General features: G+C 26.6%; 27 protein-coding genes. 23 read left to right on the top strand and 4 right to left on the bottom strand.

What is annotated here, in order from left to right:
* Positions 1-21 precede the first annotated feature (21 nt).
* Entirely contained in the window at positions 22-456 is a 435-nt protein-coding gene (locus T352_RS0101890; RefSeq protein ID WP_026391525.1) for a Dps family protein, read from the bottom strand.
* 116 nt (positions 457-572) lie between these two features.
* Here T352_RS0101890 and prfA point away from each other — a divergent pair, with 116 nt between their 5' ends.
* From prfA to T352_RS0101850, 8 genes are all read left to right on the top strand, one after another.
* Positions 573-1,646 carry a peptide chain release factor 1 gene (prfA, locus tag T352_RS06140; protein ID WP_162151102.1) on the top strand — a complete coding sequence of 358 codons (1,074 nt, stop codon included), beginning with the start codon at positions 573-575 and terminating at the stop codon, positions 1,644-1,646.
* On the top strand, positions 1,633-2,466 hold the full coding sequence (gene prmC, locus T352_RS06135) for a peptide chain release factor N(5)-glutamine methyltransferase (protein ID WP_051615727.1): 834 nt from the start codon (positions 1,633-1,635) through the stop codon (positions 2,464-2,466). Before prfA ends, prmC begins: the two co-directional genes overlap by 14 nt.
* A gap of 3 nt (positions 2,467-2,469) precedes the next feature.
* Entirely contained in the window at positions 2,470-3,018 is a 549-nt protein-coding gene (locus T352_RS0101875; protein ID WP_026391524.1) for an L-threonylcarbamoyladenylate synthase, read from the top strand.
* A gap of 115 nt (positions 3,019-3,133) precedes the next feature.
* A complete protein-coding gene (gene typA / locus T352_RS0101870; RefSeq protein ID WP_026391523.1) occupies positions 3,134-4,933 on the top strand; it encodes a translational GTPase TypA in 1,800 nt (599 codons plus the stop codon).
* A gap of 26 nt (positions 4,934-4,959) precedes the next feature.
* The gene (rpiB, locus tag T352_RS0101865) at positions 4,960-5,403 is read left to right on the top strand and encodes a ribose 5-phosphate isomerase B (RefSeq protein ID WP_026391522.1); all 444 of its coding nucleotides are present in this window, start codon (positions 4,960-4,962) and stop codon (positions 5,401-5,403) included.
* On the top strand, positions 5,396-6,022 hold the full coding sequence (upp, locus tag T352_RS0101860) for a uracil phosphoribosyltransferase (protein ID WP_026391521.1): 627 nt from the start codon (positions 5,396-5,398) through the stop codon (positions 6,020-6,022). Before rpiB ends, upp begins: the two co-directional genes overlap by 8 nt.
* Positions 6,022-6,234: a DUF1146 family protein gene (locus T352_RS0101855; RefSeq protein WP_026391520.1), complete on the top strand. Its 213-nt coding sequence runs from the start codon at positions 6,022-6,024 to the stop codon at positions 6,232-6,234. Before upp ends, T352_RS0101855 begins: the two co-directional genes overlap by 1 nt.
* Positions 6,235-6,337: 103 nt before the next feature.
* A complete protein-coding gene (locus T352_RS0101850) occupies positions 6,338-6,706 on the top strand; it encodes a methylglyoxal synthase (RefSeq protein WP_026391519.1) in 369 nt (122 codons plus the stop codon).
* A 13-nt stretch (positions 6,707-6,719) separates the two neighbouring features.
* Here the strand turns inward: T352_RS0101850 and T352_RS0101845 are convergent, their stop codons facing one another.
* Positions 6,720-7,337, bottom strand: coding sequence for an IMPACT family protein (locus T352_RS0101845; RefSeq protein WP_026391518.1), 618 nt, complete (start codon positions 7,335-7,337; stop codon positions 6,720-6,722).
* A gap of 84 nt (positions 7,338-7,421) precedes the next feature.
* Here T352_RS0101845 and T352_RS0101840 point away from each other — a divergent pair, with 84 nt between their 5' ends.
* From T352_RS0101840 to T352_RS06115, 11 genes are all read left to right on the top strand, one after another.
* The gene (locus tag T352_RS0101840) at positions 7,422-8,576 is read left to right on the top strand and encodes a CCA tRNA nucleotidyltransferase (protein ID WP_026391517.1); all 1,155 of its coding nucleotides are present in this window, start codon (positions 7,422-7,424) and stop codon (positions 8,574-8,576) included.
* An 8-nt stretch (positions 8,577-8,584) separates the two neighbouring features.
* Complete coding sequence (locus T352_RS0101835; RefSeq protein WP_051615721.1) at positions 8,585-9,490, top strand: hypothetical protein; 906 nt, start codon at positions 8,585-8,587, stop codon at positions 9,488-9,490.
* Between the two features lie 112 nt (positions 9,491-9,602).
* Positions 9,603-10,250 (top strand): SGNH/GDSL hydrolase family protein, encoded by a 648-nt coding sequence (locus T352_RS06130; RefSeq protein WP_051615720.1) that lies wholly within the window; start codon positions 9,603-9,605, stop codon positions 10,248-10,250.
* A 70-nt stretch (positions 10,251-10,320) separates the two neighbouring features.
* Positions 10,321-10,677: a DUF2085 domain-containing protein gene (locus tag T352_RS0101825; RefSeq protein WP_051615719.1), complete on the top strand. Its 357-nt coding sequence runs from the start codon at positions 10,321-10,323 to the stop codon at positions 10,675-10,677.
* A gap of 14 nt (positions 10,678-10,691) precedes the next feature.
* Complete coding sequence (locus T352_RS06125; RefSeq protein ID WP_162151101.1) at positions 10,692-11,738, top strand: SPFH domain-containing protein; 1,047 nt, start codon at positions 10,692-10,694, stop codon at positions 11,736-11,738.
* The gene (locus T352_RS0101815; RefSeq protein ID WP_026391514.1) at positions 11,735-12,232 is read left to right on the top strand and encodes a hypothetical protein; all 498 of its coding nucleotides are present in this window, start codon (positions 11,735-11,737) and stop codon (positions 12,230-12,232) included. The genes T352_RS06125 and T352_RS0101815 overlap by 4 nt, the downstream gene beginning before the upstream one ends.
* Positions 12,225-12,518 (top strand): hypothetical protein, encoded by a 294-nt coding sequence (locus tag T352_RS0101810; RefSeq protein WP_162151100.1) that lies wholly within the window; start codon positions 12,225-12,227, stop codon positions 12,516-12,518. The genes T352_RS0101815 and T352_RS0101810 overlap by 8 nt, the downstream gene beginning before the upstream one ends.
* Positions 12,519-12,622: 104 nt before the next feature.
* Positions 12,623-13,771: a VOC family protein gene (locus tag T352_RS06120; RefSeq protein WP_051615716.1), complete on the top strand. Its 1,149-nt coding sequence runs from the start codon at positions 12,623-12,625 to the stop codon at positions 13,769-13,771.
* 1 nt (position 13,772) lies between these two features.
* Positions 13,773-14,762, top strand: a complete 990-nt coding sequence (locus T352_RS0101800; protein ID WP_035344769.1) for a VOC family protein — start codon at positions 13,773-13,775, stop codon at positions 14,760-14,762.
* On the top strand, positions 14,755-15,195 hold the full coding sequence (locus tag T352_RS0101795) for a MarR family winged helix-turn-helix transcriptional regulator (protein ID WP_051615714.1): 441 nt from the start codon (positions 14,755-14,757) through the stop codon (positions 15,193-15,195). Before T352_RS0101800 ends, T352_RS0101795 begins: the two co-directional genes overlap by 8 nt.
* A gap of 1 nt (position 15,196) precedes the next feature.
* The gene (locus T352_RS06115; protein WP_051615712.1) at positions 15,197-15,799 is read left to right on the top strand and encodes an alpha/beta hydrolase; all 603 of its coding nucleotides are present in this window, start codon (positions 15,197-15,199) and stop codon (positions 15,797-15,799) included.
* Positions 15,800-15,815: 16 nt separating this feature from the next.
* Here the strand turns inward: T352_RS06115 and T352_RS0101785 are convergent, their stop codons facing one another.
* Positions 15,816-16,691 carry a sugar phosphate nucleotidyltransferase gene (locus T352_RS0101785; RefSeq protein ID WP_026391510.1) on the bottom strand — a complete coding sequence of 292 codons (876 nt, stop codon included), beginning with the start codon at positions 16,689-16,691 and terminating at the stop codon, positions 15,816-15,818.
* 94 nt (positions 16,692-16,785) lie between these two features.
* On the opposite strand from T352_RS0101785, the gene T352_RS06110 reads away from it, so the two are divergent.
* From T352_RS06110 to T352_RS0101760, 4 genes are all read left to right on the top strand, one after another.
* A complete protein-coding gene (locus tag T352_RS06110; RefSeq protein ID WP_162151099.1) occupies positions 16,786-18,093 on the top strand; it encodes a DUF2130 domain-containing protein in 1,308 nt (435 codons plus the stop codon).
* Complete coding sequence (locus T352_RS0101775) at positions 18,090-19,052, top strand: metallophosphoesterase (protein WP_026391509.1); 963 nt, start codon at positions 18,090-18,092, stop codon at positions 19,050-19,052. Before T352_RS06110 ends, T352_RS0101775 begins: the two co-directional genes overlap by 4 nt.
* 126 nt (positions 19,053-19,178) lie before the next feature.
* Positions 19,179-19,463, top strand: a complete 285-nt coding sequence (locus T352_RS0101765; RefSeq protein ID WP_026391508.1) for a hypothetical protein — start codon at positions 19,179-19,181, stop codon at positions 19,461-19,463.
* Positions 19,464-19,524: 61 nt separating this feature from the next.
* The gene (locus tag T352_RS0101760; RefSeq protein ID WP_026391507.1) at positions 19,525-19,710 is read left to right on the top strand and encodes a hypothetical protein; all 186 of its coding nucleotides are present in this window, start codon (positions 19,525-19,527) and stop codon (positions 19,708-19,710) included.
* Between the two features lie 36 nt (positions 19,711-19,746).
* Here T352_RS0101760 and T352_RS06105 read toward each other — a convergent pair whose 3' ends face one another.
* On the bottom strand, positions 19,747-20,070 hold the full coding sequence (locus tag T352_RS06105) for a thioredoxin family protein (RefSeq protein ID WP_051615703.1): 324 nt from the start codon (positions 20,068-20,070) through the stop codon (positions 19,747-19,749).
* Positions 20,071-20,133: the final 63 nt, after the last annotated feature.

Below are 20,133 nucleotides of genomic sequence, written 5' to 3'. Positions count from 1 at the left end.
GTTATCTTTTTCATAATAAAACTATTCGTTATATGCACTAAGCATCCAAACATGTTTTTCTAGTTGGCTGATTGTTGTTACAAATAAATCAACAGTAGCTTCATCGTTAATTTCTTGAGCAAGAACAATTCCTTCTTTTAGTTCATCAACAATTAAATTAAAGTCATCATTAACCATTTTAACCATTTCTTTTGCTGTTAAGTCATCATTTACTTCAGCAAGTGATGTAATTTCTAAATAACCTTTTAAATTTGAAACAGGTTTTCCACCGATTGTTAACAATCTTTCAGCGAATTCATCATATAATTCATTAACTTCATCATATAGTTCCTCAAACTTTTCGTGTAATGTGTAAAATGCTGAACCTTTTACATACCAATGATGATGGTGTAACTTAGTGAATAAAACACTAAAATTAGCAACTTCTTTGTTTAATAACAAATGTAATTTTTCCATATATAATCTCTCCCTTCACCTTAAATTATAAACTTATTTATAAAAATATGCAATTTTAATGCTTAAATAAATAGTAAAATCAAAATAAATGTGATAATATAATTAAGGTGATAAAGATGTTTGATAGATTAAAAATTATGGACGAGAAATATAGAGAAATACAAGATAAATTAATAAGTGGAAGTTTAAGCGTTAAAGAGATGACTAGTTACTTAAAAGAATCAAGTCAATTAGAAGATGCTGTTACTTCATATAGAATTTATTTAAGCAAGGAAAATGAAGTTAAAGAATTAAAAGAATTATTAGAAATAGAAGATGATGTTGAATTAATTGGTGTTGCTAAGGATGAAATAAAAACATTAGAACACGAATTAGAAAAAATTGAAGAAGATTTAAGAATTTTATTACTACCTAAAGATCCAAATGATGATAAAAACGTTATGATTGAAATTAAAGGTGCTGCTGGTGGCGATGAAGGTAATATTTTTGCTGGAGATTTATTTAGAATGTATAGTAAATATGCAGAAGCTAATAACTGGAAAGTAGAAATTCTAGATGCTAGTGAAGGTACAAGTGGTGGTTTTACTTCAATTGAATTTATGGTAAGTGGTAAAAAAGCTTACTCTTTCTTAAAATATGAATCAGGAACACACCGTGTTCAAAGAGTACCTGAAACTGAATCACAAGGAAGAATCCATACTTCAACCTCAACGGTAATCGTTATGCCAGAGGCTGAAGAAATTGACTTTGAATTAAACTGGAATGATATTAGAGTAGACGTATTTAGAGCAAGTGGAGCCGGTGGACAACACGTTAATACAACAGACTCTGCCGTTAGACTTACTCATATTCCTTCAGGATTAGTAGTTGCTTCACAACTTGGTAAGAGTCAACATGAAAACAAAGAAACAGCTTTTAAAATCTTAAAAACTCGCTTATACGATAAAATGCTTAAAGATCAATCGGATAAAGAAGCACAAGAACGTAATAAATTAGTTGGTAGAGGAGATAGAAGTGAAAAGGTTAGAACTTATAACTATCCACAAAATAGAGTTACTGATCATCGTGTTGGTTTAACTCTAAATAGATTAGATGCGATAATCGATGGTAAGTTAGAACTTATAATTGAACCATTAATTAACTACTATCAAAAACTTCAATTAGAAGGCAATAAAAATGAAAATAATTGATTTACTAAAAAAGGCGCAAGAACTTACTTTAAAAAGCGAAGATAAAGATGCGCTTTTTTGGCTTTTAACTGAAATGTTAAATATGGATAAAAGTACTTATTATTTAAGTAGTGAAAAATTAGTAGATGATTCTTTTAAGAATAGTTACTTAAATCAAGTATCTAAATATTTAAATGATAATATTCCTGTTCAGTATTTAGTGGGCTATACTTATTTTTATGGTAATAAGTTTTATGTAAGTGAAAACACATTAATTCCAAGAAGAGAAACAGAAGAATTAGTTAGCTATACTAAGGAACTAATTGACAAATATTTTTCTAATGAAAAAATAAATATTCTAGATATAGGTACTGGCAGTGGTTGTATTGGTCTTACTTTAAAAGGATTAACTAATTCAAATGTAACATTATCTGATATAAGTCCTAAAGCATTAGAGATTGCAGAAAAAAACATGAATAACTTAAACCTTGAAGTGAATATAATTAACAGTAACTGGTTAGACAGTATAAATGATAATTTTGATGTTATAGTAAGTAATCCACCTTATATCAAGGAAACGTATAGTTTAGAAGAAAAAGTCCTTAAAGAGCCTTTGAATGCATTATTTAGTGGCACTGAAGGTATAGACTCATATGAAGAAATACTAAAAAGCATAACTAAGAATTTAAAGAGTAAATTTATTATTGCATTTGAGCATGGGTATGATCAAAAAGAGCAGATTAATTCATTAGTAAATAAATATTTAAGTGATATAATAATAATCAATAAGAAAGATTTAAGCGACAAAGATCGCTTTACATTCATAATAAAGGAAGTATAAATAATGTTAAATAAAGTAATTGTTTTTCCAACTGATACAGTTTATGGCATTGGAGCAAGTATTTATGATAAAGAAAGTATAAGTAAAATATATGAAATTAAAGGGCGAGACTTTAATAAGCCAATTGCTGTTTTATGTTCTTCAATTAAACAAATGGAAGAATTTGCTGTTGTTACAGATGATGCAAGAAAAATTGGTGAAGCTTTTTGGCCAGGTGGACTTACTTTAATTTTAAAAACAAATGAAAAATATTTTAATTTTAGTGGTGAAAAAACAATTGGTGTTAGAATTCCTAATCATAAACTTGCACTTACTTTAATTAGTGAGTATGGACCACTTAAGACTACTTCAATTAATAAATCAGGTGAAGAACCACTAAATGATTATGAAATTATTAAAAATGTTTATGGTAATGTAATTGATGATATATATGAAAACAATGAAAAAATATCTAGAATTTCTTCAACAGTAATTGATCTAACTAATAATTTAAATATTATTAGACTAGGAGATATTACAATAGAAATGATTAACGAAGTTTTAAAGAAGTAGCAATACTTCTTTTTTTAAAATATTTTTCTTGTTAATTATACATTTTATGGTAAAATAATTAGGATTTAATTACGATTTATTTAAAAATTGTAATTTTAGAGAATAGAGGGTTCTTATGAATGTAAAAAATGTCGCAATTATTGCTCACGTTGATCACGGTAAAACAACACTAGTTAATAAATTAATTGAAGTAGGTATTAAAGACAAACATCAAGTATTAGCAGATAGAGTTTTAGATAGTGATACACTAGAACGTGAAAAAGGTATTACAATCTTAGCAAAAAATACCGCAGTATATTACAAAGATTATAAAATTAATATTTTAGATACACCAGGACATGCTGACTTTGGTGGAGAAGTAGAACGAATTATGCACATGGTTGATGGTGTATTATTAGTTGTTGATGCTTTTGAAGGTGTAATGCCACAAACAAGATTTGTTTTACAAAAAGCATTAGAAAAAAATAAAAAACCAATCGTTATTGTTAATAAAATAGATAGAGAAAATATTGATATTAGAAAATCACTAAATGAAGTATATGATTTATTTATTGATTTAGGTGCAAGTGAAGAAGACTTAGACTTCCCAATAGTTTATGGCTCGGGTTTAATTGGTAAAATGAGTTTAGAACCAAAACTTACAGATACTGGAATGGAAGTTATATTTGATGAAATAATTAAACATATTCCAAGTCCAAAGATTTATGATAATGATCATTTCTTATTCCAACCATCATTAATTGATTACAATACTTTTGTTGGGAGACAAGGAATTGGATTAATTTTATCTGGTTCAGTAAAAGTTGGCCAAGAATTAAGTGTTACAAGATTAGATGATAAAGTTGAAAAATTTAAGGTCCAAAAAATCATTCAAAATATTGGTATTAGCAAAGTTGAAGTTCAAGAAGCATCATATGGTGATATAGTCTCAATTGCAGGACTAGCTGATGTTGGTGTTGGTGAGACAATTACAACAGTTGGTTTTGAAACTAAATTACCAGCAATTATTATTGGTGAACCAACGGTTGAAATGACTTTTGGAGCAAATAGTTCACCTTTTGCCGGTAAAGAAGGAACGCACGTTACAGCAAGCAAATTAAAAGCAAGATTAGAAAAAGAAATTCAAAAAGATGTGAGTTTAAAAGTTTCACCATCTGATGAAAAAGATAGTTGGATTGTAAAAGGTCGTGGTGAACTTCACTTAGGTATTTTAATTGAAAATATGAGAAGAGAAGGATTCGAATTCCAAGTATCAAAACCTAAAGTTGTTATTAAAGAAATTGATGGCGAAAAATATGAACCATATGAAAAAGCATTTATTGATGTGCCAAATGAATCAATGGGTTCAGTGATTGAAATTTTAAGTTCAAGAAACGGTAAAATTGAAAAAATTGATCAAGGAAATAGTTATACAAAAATAAATTATATCGTTCCAAGTAGAAGTTTAATTGGTTTTAGTACAACCTTTTTAACCCTAACTAAGGGTTATGGGATTATTAATCATAGTTTTCATGAATATCGACCAATGGAAAAAATAGAAAACGTTGAAAGATTAACTGGTGCTTTAATTGCAAGTAGTGACGGTTTTGTTACTGAATATGCTTTGAAAAAATTAGAAGACCGTGGTATGATGTTTGTTGAACCAAGAACACATGTTTATGAAGGCATGATTGTTGGTGAAAATAATAAAAATAATGACTTAGTTATTAACCCAACCCAAGAAAAACAATTAACTAACGTTAGACAAGCAAATAAAGAGGCAACGGTAGTTTTAAAGAGAGCCAAAGTTTTAAGTTTAGAAGAAAGTTTATCGTTTATCAATAATGATGAATTAATTGAAATTACACCGAAAAGTATTAGATTAAGAAAGAAATTCTTAAAAGAACACGAACGTAAAAGAAATAATAAAATATAATCTTAAAATAAATGGGAGGTAATACAATGAAAGTAGCAATTGGTAGTGATCATGCAGGATATGAAATGAAGGAGTTAGTAAAAAAACATCTAAAGGAAAAAAATGTAGATGTTATAGATTTAGGTACTAACAGTAATGAGAGTGTAGATTATCCAGAGTTTGGGAAAAAGGTCGGAGAGACTGTTGTTAAAGACAAATACGATTTTGGAATTGTAATTTGTGGCACAGGAATTGGCATTAGCATTGCAGCTAACAAAGTCAAAGGTGTTAGGGCAGCTTTAGTTCATGATACAGAAACAGCAAAACTTGCAAGAGAGCATAATAATGCTAATGTGCTAGCATTCGGGGGAAGAAATACAAAACCTGAAATGGCACTAGATATTGTAGATACATTTATGGACTCAAAATTTGAAGAAAGACATCAAAAAAGATTAGATCTAATTGATGAGATGGAGAATGAAAATGAGTAATGTACATGTATTAGAACATCCACTTATTAAACATAAGTTAACAGTTATTAGAGATAAAAATACTAAAACAAAAGAATTTAGAGAAACAGTTAACGAAATAGCAGGACTCTTAACTTTTGAAATAACAAGAAACCTAACTTTAAAAGAAAAAATAGTAGAAACACCAGTTGATACTTATAAAGGTAGTGAACTTGCTGAAGAAATTGTAATAATTCCAATTCTTAGAGCAGGACTTGGCATGGTTGAAGGAATACATAACTTAATTCCAACTGCTAAAATTGGTCATATTGGTTTATATAGAGATGAAGAAACATTAGAAGCTAAAGAGTATTATTCAAAGTTTCCAGACACCCTAAAAGATAGTACAATCTTATTAGTTGATCCAATGCTTGCTACCGGAAATTCAACAGTAAAAGCAATTGAAATTTTAAAAAGCAAGGGTGCAAAACATATTATTTTTGTAGGTATTGTTGGTAGTCCAGAAGGTGTTAAACGTCTTAGAGAATATGATCCAAATGTTATGATTTATTTAGCTGCTCTTGATGAAAAACTAAATAAAAATGGATATATTGTTCCAGGCTTGGGTGATGCTGGAGACCGCTTATTCGGTACTAAATAATGATTGATTTAGTAGCATATTTCATTTTATTAATTTTGTTTTTCGCAATCAATTTTAATGTACTTAAAGCATTAAACATTGAAAACTTTTTCAAAAAAAATCATGTTTGGCAAATAAAAGCTGCTTATATTATTTTATCATTAGCATTTGCACATATTTTAGCAGAAATATTAATGAAATTCTATGAGTGGGCTCAAATTATTTTAAAGTAAATATTATTTATTTAAACGTGTTTTCGAACACGTTTTTATTTTTTTTCCTTGTAAAATTATTAAAATAAGTTAAAATTAATATATATTAAAATGGAGGATAAAGATGAACATAGCACTAATAGCACATGATAAAAAGAAGAAAGATATAATTATATTTGTTAAAGAAAATGAAATGGCATTTAGTAAACATAGATTATATTCAACAGGTACAACTGGAACACTTTTAATGGGTGAGACTAAGCTTAAAATAAACTTGAAAAAATCTGGTCCCCTTGGTGGTGATCAAGAAATTGGTTCAATGGTCGCTAATGGGAAGTTAGACTTAGTAATTTTTTTTAGAGACCCACTTACAGCGCAAGCTCATGAACCAGATATAAGTGCACTTCTAAGATTATGTGACTTATATGAAATACCCCTTGCAACAAATAAAGAAAGTGCCAGACTATTTTTAGAACATATTAATACACATTAAAAAAAATGAAGGATTAATTTCCTTCATTTTTAATATCAATATGTAGTGTTTCCTTTTCTAATTCAATAAGTTCTATTTCATGTAAAATATCCTTTAATAAATTAATATCATTTTTTAAAAATACGACTTCATATGTTACTTTATCTAAATATTCTTTATTAATATAACTTACACTATCACCTAAGAGATGTTCTATTTTATCAATTAAATGATAAGGAAATTTAAGAAAGTATTTACTAGCCTTAAATAATTTATAAAAACTTGCAATCTTAAGAGCTTCAGCAACACTTTTACTATATGCCCTAATTAAACCACCAGCACCAAGCTTAATGCCACCAAAGTATCTAATTGTTACCGCAAGTATATTAGTAAGATTATGATGCATTAAAACTTCTAAGGTTGGAAATCCTGCAGTTCTAGAAGGTTCACCATCATCATTACTAGAAGCGTACTCAGCATTTTCTCCCCTAATCCATGCAGTAACATAATGTGTTGCCTTAGGATACTTTTTTTTAGCATAAAGAATATACTCATCAATTTGTTCGTTATTTTCAATATAAAATAAGATAGTAATAAACTCGGATTTATTTATAATAATGGAATTTGAAATTTCTGCTTTTAAGTATTTCATGTTATCACCAAAATTATTATAACATACATTTCTTGTTATAAAAAACTTGATAATATGGTAAAATAAATAGAAGGTGATTAAAATATGAGTAATATAAAAGATGCAAGAATAATATTAAGAATATTAGCAGAAAACGGGTTTGAAGGTTATATAGTTGGTGGTGCAGTAAGAGACTATCTCTTAAGAATAGATTTTAACGATATAGATATTACAACAAATGCACATCCAAAAGATGTTCTTAAAATATTTAAAGGTAAAGAAACAGGTGAAAAATATGGCACTGTTACAATTACATTTAAAGATCAAGAATATCAAGTTACAACTTACCGTAGTGAAGATAAATATCTTGATCATCGTCATCCAGAAGAAGTAAAATTTGAAGAGACAGTAATAAAAGATCTAATGAGAAGAGATTTTTCAATGAATGCATTAATCATGGATAGTACAGGATTAATCATTGATCATGTTGATGGTAAAAAAGATATTAAAAATAAATATGTAAAAGCAATCGGTAATCCTGACCAAAGATTTAATGAGGATGCCCTTAGAATGCTTAGAGCATTTTATTTTGTAAGTAAATTAGGTTTTGATATTGACTATGAAACACTTGAGGCAATTAAGAAAAATAAAGATTTAATATTAAAAGTTTCAAGTGAACGAGTATTAGATGAATTAATTAAGATTCTCCAAGGCAATCACCTAAAGAAAGCCCTAGAATTAATGGTTAAAAGTGAAATTCATGAAGTATTACCAGGGTTAAAACATGGTATAACTTTCTTTAGTAAATCATCTGAAATGCCACTTGTCGATGCATTTTTTATAACTAGCTTTTATTTAAATGGTGCTATTGTACCAAGTTATTATAAATTTCCTAATAAACATAAACATAAGTATCAAACAGTTGTTAAGATGTTAAAGGACAATGTTGGACATACTCCTAAAGACTTATATGAATATGGCCTAGAATTTAGTCAAGCCTTAAATAGAGTTAATTTTATTTTGGGTAGAGATACTTTAAAAGCACTTGATTTAGTTAGTTTGTTTAATGATTTACCAATTAACAGCAGTCAAGATTTAAAGTTAAGAGGTTTTGATATCTTAAAGTTGACAGATAAAAAACAAGGGGCATGGTTAAATAACTTGATAAATGAAATGGTTATTTTGGTTTTAGATAAAAAACTAAAAAATAATAAAGAAGATCTAACAAAATTTGTGTTAGAAAATATTGAAAGATTTTAGGTGACAAAATGATAGAGATTATTGCTAAGGTAGAAAATGTTAATCAAGGCTTGAATTTTTGTAATATATCAGTTGTTGATGAAAATAAGCAAGTTGTAGGGTTAAAATTAGAACCAGAAATGTTGGAAAAAATTCAGGTTGGTAAAGTTTATCGTATTTATTACGAAGCTTTTTTAGAAGAAGTAAAACCATATAATAAATTAATTAAGATAGATAAAGTAGAAGATGTTCTTGATTCAACTACTCTTTCTGATGTCTTAGATAAGTTTTATATTTATGCCCCACTCAAACTAGAACAAATGAAAAAAGAAATTGAAAAATATTTAAATAATATTAACAACAAATATATCAAATTGATTGTTAAAACTTTATATGAAAAATATCAAAATAATTTTTATATTCATCCAGCAGCAACCAAATTTCATCATGCATTTGTGGGTGGACTAGCTTATCATACTCTTTCTATCCTACGTTTAGTAGAGCCATTTTTAAAAGTTTACCCATATTTAAATAGCGATTTAATTTATGGTGGAATTATCATTCATGACATTTGTAAAATTGATGAAATGACTGGTGTTGACGGTGAATATACAAATGAAGGGCTACTAATTGGTCATATTGTAATGGTAACTAATGAAATTGATAAAATTGCATCACTAAATAATATTAGTGATAAAGAAGAAGTTATGTTATTAAAACATATTACCTTATCACATCATGGTATTCCTAATTTTGGGTCTCCTAAAAAACCTCAAATTGGTGAAGCATTATTAATTTGGTACTTAGATACTATTGATTCAAAACTTCACCCACTAGGTGATGCATTAAATGACACTTCAGCAGGGAAATTTACAAATATGATTAGTGCTTTAGATAAACAAAGATTTTATAAAGCAAACATAAAAGATGAGTAATCATCTTTTTTCTTTATTAATCCAAATTAGATATTATTACTTTTAATATTTCATTGATAATGAAGTTACAATGGTGTAAGATATATTTATAAATACTTAGGAGATGAGAATAATGTTTAAAAAGAATGATACAATAGTATTTTATGGGGATTCAATAACATCATCAAGTAAAACTAATCCAGAGGGATCACTTACTTGGGATGGATTAGGTTCAGGGTATGTAAATATGATAAATTCATATTATTTATTATATAAACCTGAACTTAATTTGAGAATAATTAATCAAGGCATAAGTGGAAATAGAACAGAAGATTTGATAAAAAGATTAGATAGTGATGTTTTATCATATAATCCAAATTATGTGTTCATAATGATTGGTGTTAATGATGCATGGAGAATGTTTGACTGTCCACAAATTCCCGAATTTAAAATTTCTAATGAAAAATATCGAAATAATTTATTATATTTAGTAAAAAAAATAATTGCAAGTGGTTCAAAAGTTGTTTTAATGTCACCATTTTATTTAGAAACAAATTTATCAAATCCACTTAGAAATAAAATTGATCAATATGTTGCTATTATGGAAGAAATAGCAGCTGAATACAATCTACTCTTCATAAACTTACAAAAATCATTTGATGAACTATTGGAAAAAGTTTTGGTGTTTTCACTGTCAGCAGATAGAGTTCACTTAAATATGGCTGGTAATATGTACTTAAGGGATGAAATATTAAGGTTCTTGACAGCAAAAAATAAATAAGTCAATATATATTTATTATAAAAAACAAAAAAGTTATGATATAATTTAATTGTATTAATGAGGGATAAAAATGTTTATTAAAGAAAATGATCATGGATTTTGGGCTACATTAGGAAAAACATGTGGCTGCCATCAATTAAAAGAACGTTCATTTCATTTTAGAGGAAAACAAATGTTTGTTTGTTCTAGATGTTTTGGGATTATAGTCGGATATATTATAATTAGTCCAGTTTTTTATTTTCTAAAATTAAATTTAGGATTTTACTCAATTTTATTATTAATACCATTAATTATAGATGGTTTAATACAATATTTTAAAATATTAACGTCAACAAATATAAGAAGATTAATTACTGGTCTTTTAGGTGGAATTGGTCTAGGCTTATTTATAATAAACTTAATATTATATATTATTAAGTTATTTTAGAAGGGGGAAAGAAAATGTCATTATTAAATGTTATAGAGTATAAAGGTAATAATAGTAATAACTGGGTTATTTATGAACACCCAAATAAGGAGTTTAATAATCAATCAAAAATTATTACAAGTGTTGGACAAGTTTCAATTATTGTTCATGGGGGAATAGTTGAAAAAATACTAGATAGTGGAACTCATATTGTTGAAAACTTAAATTTACCATTTTTAAGTGGAATTCAAAAAAATGTTCATGGTAACACTGCACCATTTCCGATGCAAGTATTTTTTATTAATAAAACAATAAAATTAGATATGCTTTGGGGAACTCTAGATCCAATTATGCTTTTAGAACCTAAGTTCAATGTTAAAGTAAACGTTAGAGCGAGAGGTCAGTTTGGAATTAGAATTAGAAATTATCAATTTTTATTGACTCAGTTAATTGGCTCATTTAAAGCTGATGTTATTACCTTTGAAAGAATTAATGATTTTTTTAGAGGTGTACTTAACACTAGAGTTAAAACTATTTTATCTTCTGAAATTATTAAAAATAAGATTAGTATTTTAGATATTAATATGTATTTAAATGATTTATCAAAAAATTCCTTAGAAATATTAAAACCAGAATTTGAACATTATGGATTTGAACTTATTAACTTTTATTACTCAAGTATCAATTTACCAGATGCAGATTTAGAAACAATAAATAAAATTTTAAATAAAAATGCTGAATTTGATATTCTTGGTAGTGATCGTTATAAAGCATCACGTGGATATGATGTCTTAGAAAAAGCAGCTGAAAATGAAGGAAGTGGAAACTTTGCTTCAGTTGGATTGGGTTTAGGGCTCGGAAAAAGTTTCGCTGATGATGTTTTAAATGTAAAAGATGATATGAAAATAGAAGAAACAAAATGTGGTGGTTGTAATCACCAAATAAAAAAAGATGATGTTTTCTGTCCAAATTGTGGTAAAAAACAAATTATCAAATGTAAGAAATGTCAAAATGAATTAAATCCCGGAGCTAAATTCTGTTCTATGTGTGGAAATGCTGTTGAAGGAGGAAGTAATTTATGAAAAATAAAGTACAATCAATTTTATTATTAATTTTAGCTTTAATTGGATCTGCTCTATTTTGGTTTTTATTTGAATTTTTTGAAGTTCTCTTAATTAATTCAGAAATAATTAACTATGTATATGTCGGTATTAAAATATTTGCACTTTTATCTATTATCTTCTTATGGATTTATAAATATCGTAAAAATGAAATATCTAATTTATATATTCTATATTACTTAACAATATTTTTACAATTTATTCCACTATTTGTCCGTTTACTAGGTCAAGGTAATACATCAGATTTAAAATCCTTCTTTGCTGTTTTCATTTCGGTTGTTTCAATTTTAATTTATATTTCATTATTTATTACAATTGATAAATCGAATACTAAAATAATTAATCATTTTAGTAAACAAGAAAGACATGAGTTAAATGTAGTAGATGAGAGTACCTATTATGATGATGAAGGTAACTTCAGAGGAGCAAATTATAAGGGGGATAAAAATGAGTAATAAGTGTAGTTCATGTGGGCATACTTTCTTAGAAAGTGAAAGAGTTTGTCCATATTGTGGAAGTTCAACTAACCCAAATTATAAAGCAAAATTCAATGGAACTAAGACTGCTAATGATTTCATTGGAAAAGTTGAAGATGTATTTCCTAAAAATGATAGTTGGCAAAGTAATTCTAGTGAAAAATCAAGCGAGAGTGAAATAAATGTTTGTTTATTAATATTCTTACTTGTTATATTTTGGCCAGCAGCAATTATTTATGTTATTGTTAAAATGCAAAAAAAATGAAAATTTATGTAAACTTCTTCGGAAGTTTATTTTTTTTAAGCAAATGATTTGAAAATAGTTCGAATTCGAAATATAATAAAAGCATAACAAATGGAGGTTATATTATGAAAATAAAAGGAATACATCATATCTCAAATATAGTAAATCATCCACAAGAAAATATTGAATTTTATACAAGTCTACTAGGACTTAGGTTAATAAAAAAAGCAGTAAATTTTGATGATGCTAAAACATATCATTTCTATTATGGTAACCATAATGGAGATTTAGGAACAGTTATTACATCTTTCCCACTTGGACAAGATGCAAAAGATGGTAAAAAGGGTGGTGGCCAAGCAGTAAGTACATACTATATCATTCCTGATGGTAGTTTTGACTTTTGGCATGATAGAATTAAATCATTTGGGTTAAAAACTAATGAAATTACAAGGTTTGGTAAAAAACATTTAGTTTTCAGTGACTATTTAGGAATAACAAATGAATTAGTAGAAGATAGTAGTGGTATTACTAATTTATATGAATATAATGGTGTAACAAGCAAAAACTCAATTAAAGGTTTCTATGGGGCACTAATCCATTCAATGAAACCAAAAGATACAGTTAAGTTTTTTACAGATGTTCTAGGTGCTAAAATTTCAAATGAAGATCAAGATTTTATTAGACTAGAATTAAATAGTGAAATTGGTAATTACTTAGATATTAATAAAGATGCGTATTTACGAGGTAAATTATCAAAGGGAACAATTCATCACATTGCATTTGGTGTTGAAACTTTAGAAGCTTTAATTAATTTTAAGAAAACAATTGAAGACTTAGGAATTGTTGTTACAGATATTAAGGATAGAAACTTCTTTAATGCCATCTATTTTAGAGAACCAGGGGGATCTATTGTTGAACTTTCTACAATGAAACCAGGTTTTAATATGGAAGAATTTGATGATAGAGCAGAAAAGTTATTTTTGCCACCACACTTTGAAGCTAATAGAGAAGAAATTGAAAGTAATTTGATTCCTGTTTATGTAAATGAAGTAAGCAAACTTAAAAGACATCATTACTTAGATAGTATTGGATATTTAGATGCTAATCGTTTTGATTTTGTTTTAAGAAGATTAAATGAACTAGCAAAACTTAAAAATACAAGAGATTTATCAGAATTAGAAATTAAAGAACAAAAAGAACTTAGAGATGAGTATATAAATGTTTTCAAAAATAATTTTAAAAATACTTTAGAAAGTATTGAAGTGGAGGATTAAAATGCAATTAAAAGGAATACATCATGTTACAGCAATAACAAGTAGTGCTGAGAAGATATATGATTTTTTTACAAATGTTTTAGGTCTTAGATTAGTTAAGAAAACTGTAAATCAAGATGATATTGATACATATCACCTATTTTTTGCCGATGATTTAGGTAGTCCAGGAACTGATATGACATTTTTTGATTTTAAAGGAATAAGTAAAGCGGTTCATGGTAATAATGAACTAAATAGAACAGGTTTTAGAGTACCTAATGATAAGTCACTTGAATATTGGTTAAAAAGATTTAACCATTATAAAGTAAAGCATAGCGAAATTAAAACAATGTTTGGTAAGAAAATAATTGAATTTGAAGATTTTGACGGACAACTATACGCTCTTATCTCAGATGAGTTAAATAGTGGTGTTAATAGTGGAACTCCTTGGAAAAATGGACCAGTTCCCGATCATTTTGCTATTACAGGACTTGGACCAATTTATATTAATGTAAGTAGATTAGATGGTATTAATACAATTCTTACAGAAATATTTTTAATGAGACAAACAAAAGTTGAAAATAACTACTACCTATATGAAATGGGTGAAGGTGGTAACGGAGCAAGTTTGATCATTAATTATCAACAAAATAATAAACCAAGCTATCAAGGATATGGAGCAATCCACCATATTGCTTTTAGAGTTGGAAATAAAGAGGATTTATCTAACTGGCAAGAAAGATTAGATAAATTTGGAGCACCAAACTCTGGATACGTTGATAGATTTTACTTTAAAAGTGTTTATACAAGATTATATCTAAATGTTTTATTTGAACTAGCAACCGATGAGCCAGGCTTCATTGATGATGAAGAAACTTATATAAATCTAGGTGAGACATTAGCCCTACCACCTAAGTTTAGAAATAACCGAGCATATATTGAAAAAGTTGTTAGACATATTGATACCGTAAGAAGTAATAAGGTATTTGAGAAAGAGTACTTTAATGAATAATAATCGTTTAGTAGAAGATAAAAATTCATTGAAACCGATGATTGCTTTATTTAAGGCTCATAAATCACTAATAGAATTTGTTAAAAATGATATTAAAGAAACAGGGTTTGATCTAAATGAATTTTCTGTTTTAGAAGTTATCTATCATAAGAAAAAAATTGATGTAAGTAGTATCAAGGAAAAAGTATTAGTGGCTAATTCATCACTATCTTATATTTTAGATAAACTTTTAAAAAAAGGATTAATTACTAGAAGTAAATGTCAAGAAGATAAGAGAATAAACTATATTGAATTATCAAGTGAAGGGGAAAATATTTGTGAAGAAATTTTTTCTAATCATTACGATAAACTAAAAAAAATATTTAATGTTTTAACTAAAGACGAGAAAGACATTTTAGTTATATTACTAAAAAAAATAGGAATGAGTGTTTAAGATGATATATAAATATATAAATAATCAAAGTGACAGAACAATTATTTTATTACATGGCACTGGTGGTGATGAAAATAGTTTGCTTAAAATTGGGGCATTTATTGACCCTAATGCTAATTTGCTAGGAATTAGAGGCAATGTAAGTGAAAATGGCTTAAATCGCTATTTCAAGAGGTTTGGTATGGGTGTTTATGACATCCCAAACTATATAAGTGAAACAAAAAACTTAAGAGATACAATTTTATTATTGAGTAGTGAATTTGAGTTTGATTTAAATCAAGCAACAATAATTGGATTTTCAAATGGGGCTAATATTGCTTTAGGATTATTAACTGATTTTAGTGATACTTTAAATAATTATATTTTATTAAGTAGTGATTTAATTAATAAGGATAGTAATTTTGTTGATCTTTCTAATAAAAATGTTTTTCTAACTTACTCATATAACGATCCTTATGTAAATGAAGATAGTATTAACATGCTTTATAATAGACTTATTAATGCAAATGCAAATTTAACAACACTTGAAATTAGTGGTCACGTAATTGATAATGAAGTGATTTCTGGTGTTATGAAGTTTTATAACAATATATATAAAAAATAAAGTCAAATTAATGACTTTATTTTTTTATCTCGATTAATTTTTTAATTTCTAAAACTTTATCATGTTTTCCTAATTGTTCTAAAACTTCAAATAATGAGTCAAAACTTCCAATATCAAACCACTGATACTTAGCTTTTACTAATTTCATGTTATCTAGTTTCTCTAAAATACTTCTAGAAAAATTATCAACGAGACTATCTTTAAAATAGTCGTTTTTATCAATTATATTTTGATCTAATTTTATTAATAGTTCATATTGTTTTGGATAGTTTTCTCTTAAAGCATTATAGACAATATCTTTATTGGTAAAGAAAATAAAGGTTCCCCAAAAATAATTATCTAAGTTCCAAATTTTTTCAGCAATTTCAAGTTTAGGTTTTTCAATAAAACTTAATATTTTATAATGATTATCTTCTTTTTTAGTTTCGATATAACCAAACCCAGTATTTGGTTCGGTCGGTTTTAAACCAAATAAAACCAAGTTTTGATTAGAGTTATATAAATCTAAACCTTCTTTAATACTTGACTCAAAAAGAAGTGTCTCTGGAATATAATGATCACTCGGTAAAAAGAGATAAGTTACATCACCCCTAAGTTTATTAATATAACTAATTGCATGAGTAATAGAAGCTAGTGTTTCTTTCATTTCCGGCTCAAAAATTAAGTTTTCATCATTTAAAAAATTTAAAGTATCTTTAGCTAATTGTTTTTGTAGACTACTACAAACAACAAAAACATTATCTAAGCCAACAATGTTTTTAACACGGTCAATGGTATCTTCAATTAATGTTTTCCCTGTAATAACGTCAAGATATTGTTTTGGTCTTAAAGCTGTGGATAATGGCATGAGTCTTGTTCCTTTACCACTCGCAAGTATTACTGCAACTACCATTTTATCAATCTCCTAATCTAAATTGTAGTATTAGTATAACATAGTTGGCGATTGAATTAAAGATATGTTAAAATTTAGTAAGGGAGTTGATATTATGAGTATAGTAAAAGCAACAATTATAGATGAGTATACACTTAGGTTAGAAAGTGATGCTAAAAAAGGTGATTTAGTAAATATAAAAGATACAGTCTTTATTGATACAAGTATTATTTTAAAAAAGATAGAAGAAGAAAAAGATAAAATATATCAAGATAAATTAAAAGAGTATCATGAAAAAATTGAAGCTGAGTTCAAACTTTTAATGATTGAAAAAGAAAATAAATTAATAAATCAAATTGCATTACTTAAAAAAGATTTAGAATCAAAAGAAAATGAGATTACAAATAATTTAGAGACTAAATATTTAAATAAACTAAAAGATAAAGATTTATCATATGCTAAATTAGAAAATAGTATTGAACTTCTAAAGAAAGATGTAGAGCTAACTATTACTAAGAAGTATGATAATGAACTGAATATAAAAAAAGAGGCTTTACTTAAATTAGAAAATGAATATAAGTTATTAAGTGAACAAAATAAAATTAATTTATTAAGTTATGAAAATACATATAGTCAAAAAATAAATTCTCTAAAATTAGAAATAGATAATCTAAAACGTGAAAGAAGTAATCTAACAATTAAACGTATAGGTGAGGATTTAGAAAGCTGGTGTGACAATCAGTTTAGAGAAAATAATCTCTTAATGCCAAACTACATCTCTTGGACTAAAGATAATGATATAAGTGACAAAACAAAAGGTGACTTTATTTATAAGGTTTATGGTGATAATAGTTTAGATGAAAACTTTATTTTAAGTAGTGTGATGCTTGAGATGAAAAGTGAAGATCCTAATGCTCCTAATAAACAAAATTTAAGTAATACTTTAAAAAAATTAGACAGTGACCGCAATAAGAAAAAGCTAGAATATGCAATTTTAGTTAGTGAGTTAGATTGGCATGAAAATAATAATATCGCAATTGAACGGGTAACCGAATACGATAAAATGTTTATTGTAAGACCACCATACTTTATTACACTTTTAAATATTATAACTGCATTTGGACTTAAATATAAAGATATTTTAACAGAACAAAAACGTGAAGAAATTAAGTTTAAGGATTTAAATGAAATCAATGATGATTTCAACAAAATGAAAGATGATATTTTAGATGTTACAATTTTAAACATCAATAAAAACATCGATATAATCTTAAAAGAAAGTGAAAATATAACTAAAGCTAATGAAAAATTATTAAGTGCTGCAAATACTATTTTAAATACCCACTTAGAAACTGTTAAAAATAAAATTAGAAACTTTAAAATACGACAAATCACAAAAAGAATTGAGCAATTAGACAAATGAAAAAACTTTTAATTGTAAGTTTAAGTTTAATATTTCTAACGACACTTTTCTATCTAACAGTTTTTTCATTTGATAAACAAGAATTAGCAGATGACTTTAGTAATAGTAGTATTCAAGATGTAACTATAAATAAAGATAATCTTAAAATACTACAACTAACGGATCTGCATTTAACTTATGGTTTTGATTATCTTGATAGAAAAACATATAAATTAATTGATACGATTATTAAACAGGAAAAACCTGATTTAATTGTTTTTACCGGAGATTTAGTGATGAGTATTTATGCTAAGTTTTTGATTAAAGACTTTATTAAAAAAATAGATAAGTATAATATTCCTTATACTTTTACCTTCGGTAATCATGAAATGGAGTATCATACGATGGAACAAATTGTTAATTCAATAAAACGGGTTAAAACTAAAAATCTAATATTTCATCAAGGTGAAAAATTAAGTGATGACAACACACATGGATATTCAAATTTTAAGATTAAAATTAATTTAACAAATAGAAGTTTTTATATTTATATGTTAGATACAAAAGCAAACAGAACAGACAATGTTATAAGCGATAATAAATATGATTATCTAAGTTTAGAACAAGTTGATTGGTTTTACCGTCAAGCAAAATTAGATGATGGTAAAAACCTAGTTTTTATGCATATTCCTTTAGTTGAATTTCTTGATTATGAAGGGATACCTAATGAAACAATTTGGACACAAGGTAAAAATACAGGTCTATTTTCTAAATTAGTAGAAGTTGGTAAAACACTAGGTGTTTTTGTTGGTCATGATCACACAAATGAGTTTGAATTTTATAAGGATAACATTATGCTAGCCTATGGCAGAAATAGTGGTTATAACGCATATGGTACTAACAAAAAGGGTGGAAGAATTATTATGATTAATAATCTTGATAATATAAGTACTTATTTAGTAGGTGATAGCAATGAGTAAAAATGATAAAATAATTTTATTTATTAACACATTAATAATAAGTATTTTTCTATACTTTTTATTTGGAAGTTTATTATATTTTTTAATAAACTTAATACCTTTAATTATAGTTTGGAGGTTAAAATAATGTTTAGTTTAATGTTATTAATTTTCCAAACAACAATGATGATTGCTGTTATTACATTTATTCCTGTAACATTAATGTATCGTATTTATTTAGTTTTAAAAAATCAAATAGAGCTTAAAAAAGCATTTAAAATAGTATTAATCCCTCTTTCTTTAGGTTATATTATTTATTTAGATAAAGATAAGAAAGATTATAAATATAACATAATATTATATATTTATTTAGGGCTTACACTAATTGGAATTTTATTTACTATCTACCAAAGATATTTCAATTTTATTTAATGCATATTCAATTAATTAAATTTTAAAAAGGTATATAATAAACATGAAGGAAGTGATTAATATGACACTAAAAGAATATTTAGAAAAAGAAAAAGTTACTAACTATGTAGTAACAGATCGTGTTAGAACACCAATTGGTGTTGATACATTAAAATATATTGATTTTTCAGTAGTTAATGTTACATCAACAGAATTTAAATATAATAAAATCTATATTTATACTGACTATGCACCAGATGCATGTTAAACAAAAGGGGGAAGTGTTAATCATTTCCCCCTTTATTTAATTATTAAAATAAAGGTTTAAAACTTTTTCTAGTTGAGTAAAATTAATAATTCTTGATTCTCTAAGTATTTCTCTATTTGAATCAAAAAGCATTAATGCCGGAACACTAAATACTAAATGTTTCCCTCTAAACAATGGATTTTCATCAATGTTTATGTAATAGACATCCAAATTAGCAAACTTAGCTAAGAGGTCAGTATTTACTCTATTTTCAACAGCATGACAAACACTACAGTTTGTTCCCTTACCAAAAACTAAAATTAATTTTTCATTGTTATTAATAATTTGTTCGATCTCTTGATCGGTTATGTGTTTAATCATAATATCACCTATATTATTATATCATCTAAGATTTAATTTTCTATTTATATACTTATATATTAA

Origin of the sequence: Haploplasma modicum ATCC 29102, from assembly GCF_000687835.1 — a bacterium.
In the GTDB taxonomy this organism is placed as follows: Bacteria; Bacillota_I; Bacilli_A; order Acholeplasmatales; family Acholeplasmataceae; genus Haploplasma; species Haploplasma modicum.
The sequence above is the reverse complement of the archived record's forward strand: the minus strand, read 5'-3'. Positions and strand labels throughout refer to the sequence as shown.

What these genes read in the sequence shown, in the direction of transcription:
- T352_RS0101845 (WP_026391518.1), bottom strand. Translation starts at nt 7,337, where the DNA reads ATGAAATACTTAAAAGCAGAAATTTCAAATTCCATTATTATAAATAAA.
- T352_RS06105 (WP_051615703.1), bottom strand. Translation starts at nt 20,070, where the DNA reads ATGATTAAACACATAACCGATCAAGAGATCGAACAAATTATTAATAAC.
- prmC (WP_051615727.1), top strand. Translation starts at nt 1,633, where the DNA reads ATGAAAATAATTGATTTACTAAAAAAGGCGCAAGAACTTACTTTAAAA.
- T352_RS0101815 (WP_026391514.1), top strand. Translation starts at nt 11,735, where the DNA reads ATGAAAAATAAAGTACAATCAATTTTATTATTAATTTTAGCTTTAATT.
- rpiB (WP_026391522.1), top strand. Translation starts at nt 4,960, where the DNA reads ATGAAAGTAGCAATTGGTAGTGATCATGCAGGATATGAAATGAAGGAG.
- T352_RS0101785 (WP_026391510.1), bottom strand. Translation starts at nt 16,691, where the DNA reads ATGGTAGTTGCAGTAATACTTGCGAGTGGTAAAGGAACAAGACTCATG.
- T352_RS0101855 (WP_026391520.1), top strand. Translation starts at nt 6,022, where the DNA reads ATGATTGATTTAGTAGCATATTTCATTTTATTAATTTTGTTTTTCGCA.
- T352_RS0101890 (WP_026391525.1), bottom strand. Translation starts at nt 456, where the DNA reads ATGGAAAAATTACATTTGTTATTAAACAAAGAAGTTGCTAATTTTAGT.
- typA (WP_026391523.1), top strand. Translation starts at nt 3,134, where the DNA reads ATGAATGTAAAAAATGTCGCAATTATTGCTCACGTTGATCACGGTAAA.
- upp (WP_026391521.1), top strand. Translation starts at nt 5,396, where the DNA reads ATGAGTAATGTACATGTATTAGAACATCCACTTATTAAACATAAGTTA.
- T352_RS06115 (WP_051615712.1), top strand. Translation starts at nt 15,197, where the DNA reads ATGATATATAAATATATAAATAATCAAAGTGACAGAACAATTATTTTA.
- T352_RS0101795 (WP_051615714.1), top strand. Translation starts at nt 14,755, where the DNA reads ATGAATAATAATCGTTTAGTAGAAGATAAAAATTCATTGAAACCGATG.
- T352_RS0101835 (WP_051615721.1), top strand. Translation starts at nt 8,585, where the DNA reads ATGATAGAGATTATTGCTAAGGTAGAAAATGTTAATCAAGGCTTGAAT.
- T352_RS0101875 (WP_026391524.1), top strand. Translation starts at nt 2,470, where the DNA reads ATGTTAAATAAAGTAATTGTTTTTCCAACTGATACAGTTTATGGCATT.
- T352_RS06120 (WP_051615716.1), top strand. Translation starts at nt 12,623, where the DNA reads ATGAAAATAAAAGGAATACATCATATCTCAAATATAGTAAATCATCCA.
- T352_RS0101800 (WP_035344769.1), top strand. Translation starts at nt 13,773, where the DNA reads ATGCAATTAAAAGGAATACATCATGTTACAGCAATAACAAGTAGTGCT.
- T352_RS06125 (WP_162151101.1), top strand. Translation starts at nt 10,692, where the DNA reads ATGTCATTATTAAATGTTATAGAGTATAAAGGTAATAATAGTAATAAC.
- T352_RS0101765 (WP_026391508.1), top strand. Translation starts at nt 19,179, where the DNA reads ATGTTTAGTTTAATGTTATTAATTTTCCAAACAACAATGATGATTGCT.
- T352_RS06130 (WP_051615720.1), top strand. Translation starts at nt 9,603, where the DNA reads ATGTTTAAAAAGAATGATACAATAGTATTTTATGGGGATTCAATAACA.
- T352_RS0101810 (WP_162151100.1), top strand. Translation starts at nt 12,225, where the DNA reads ATGAGTAATAAGTGTAGTTCATGTGGGCATACTTTCTTAGAAAGTGAA.
- T352_RS0101850 (WP_026391519.1), top strand. Translation starts at nt 6,338, where the DNA reads ATGAACATAGCACTAATAGCACATGATAAAAAGAAGAAAGATATAATT.
- T352_RS0101840 (WP_026391517.1), top strand. Translation starts at nt 7,422, where the DNA reads ATGAGTAATATAAAAGATGCAAGAATAATATTAAGAATATTAGCAGAA.
- T352_RS0101825 (WP_051615719.1), top strand. Translation starts at nt 10,321, where the DNA reads ATGTTTATTAAAGAAAATGATCATGGATTTTGGGCTACATTAGGAAAA.
- T352_RS0101775 (WP_026391509.1), top strand. Translation starts at nt 18,090, where the DNA reads ATGAAAAAACTTTTAATTGTAAGTTTAAGTTTAATATTTCTAACGACA.
- T352_RS06110 (WP_162151099.1), top strand. Translation starts at nt 16,786, where the DNA reads ATGAGTATAGTAAAAGCAACAATTATAGATGAGTATACACTTAGGTTA.
- prfA (WP_162151102.1), top strand. Translation starts at nt 573, where the DNA reads ATGTTTGATAGATTAAAAATTATGGACGAGAAATATAGAGAAATACAA.
- T352_RS0101760 (WP_026391507.1), top strand. Translation starts at nt 19,525, where the DNA reads ATGACACTAAAAGAATATTTAGAAAAAGAAAAAGTTACTAACTATGTA.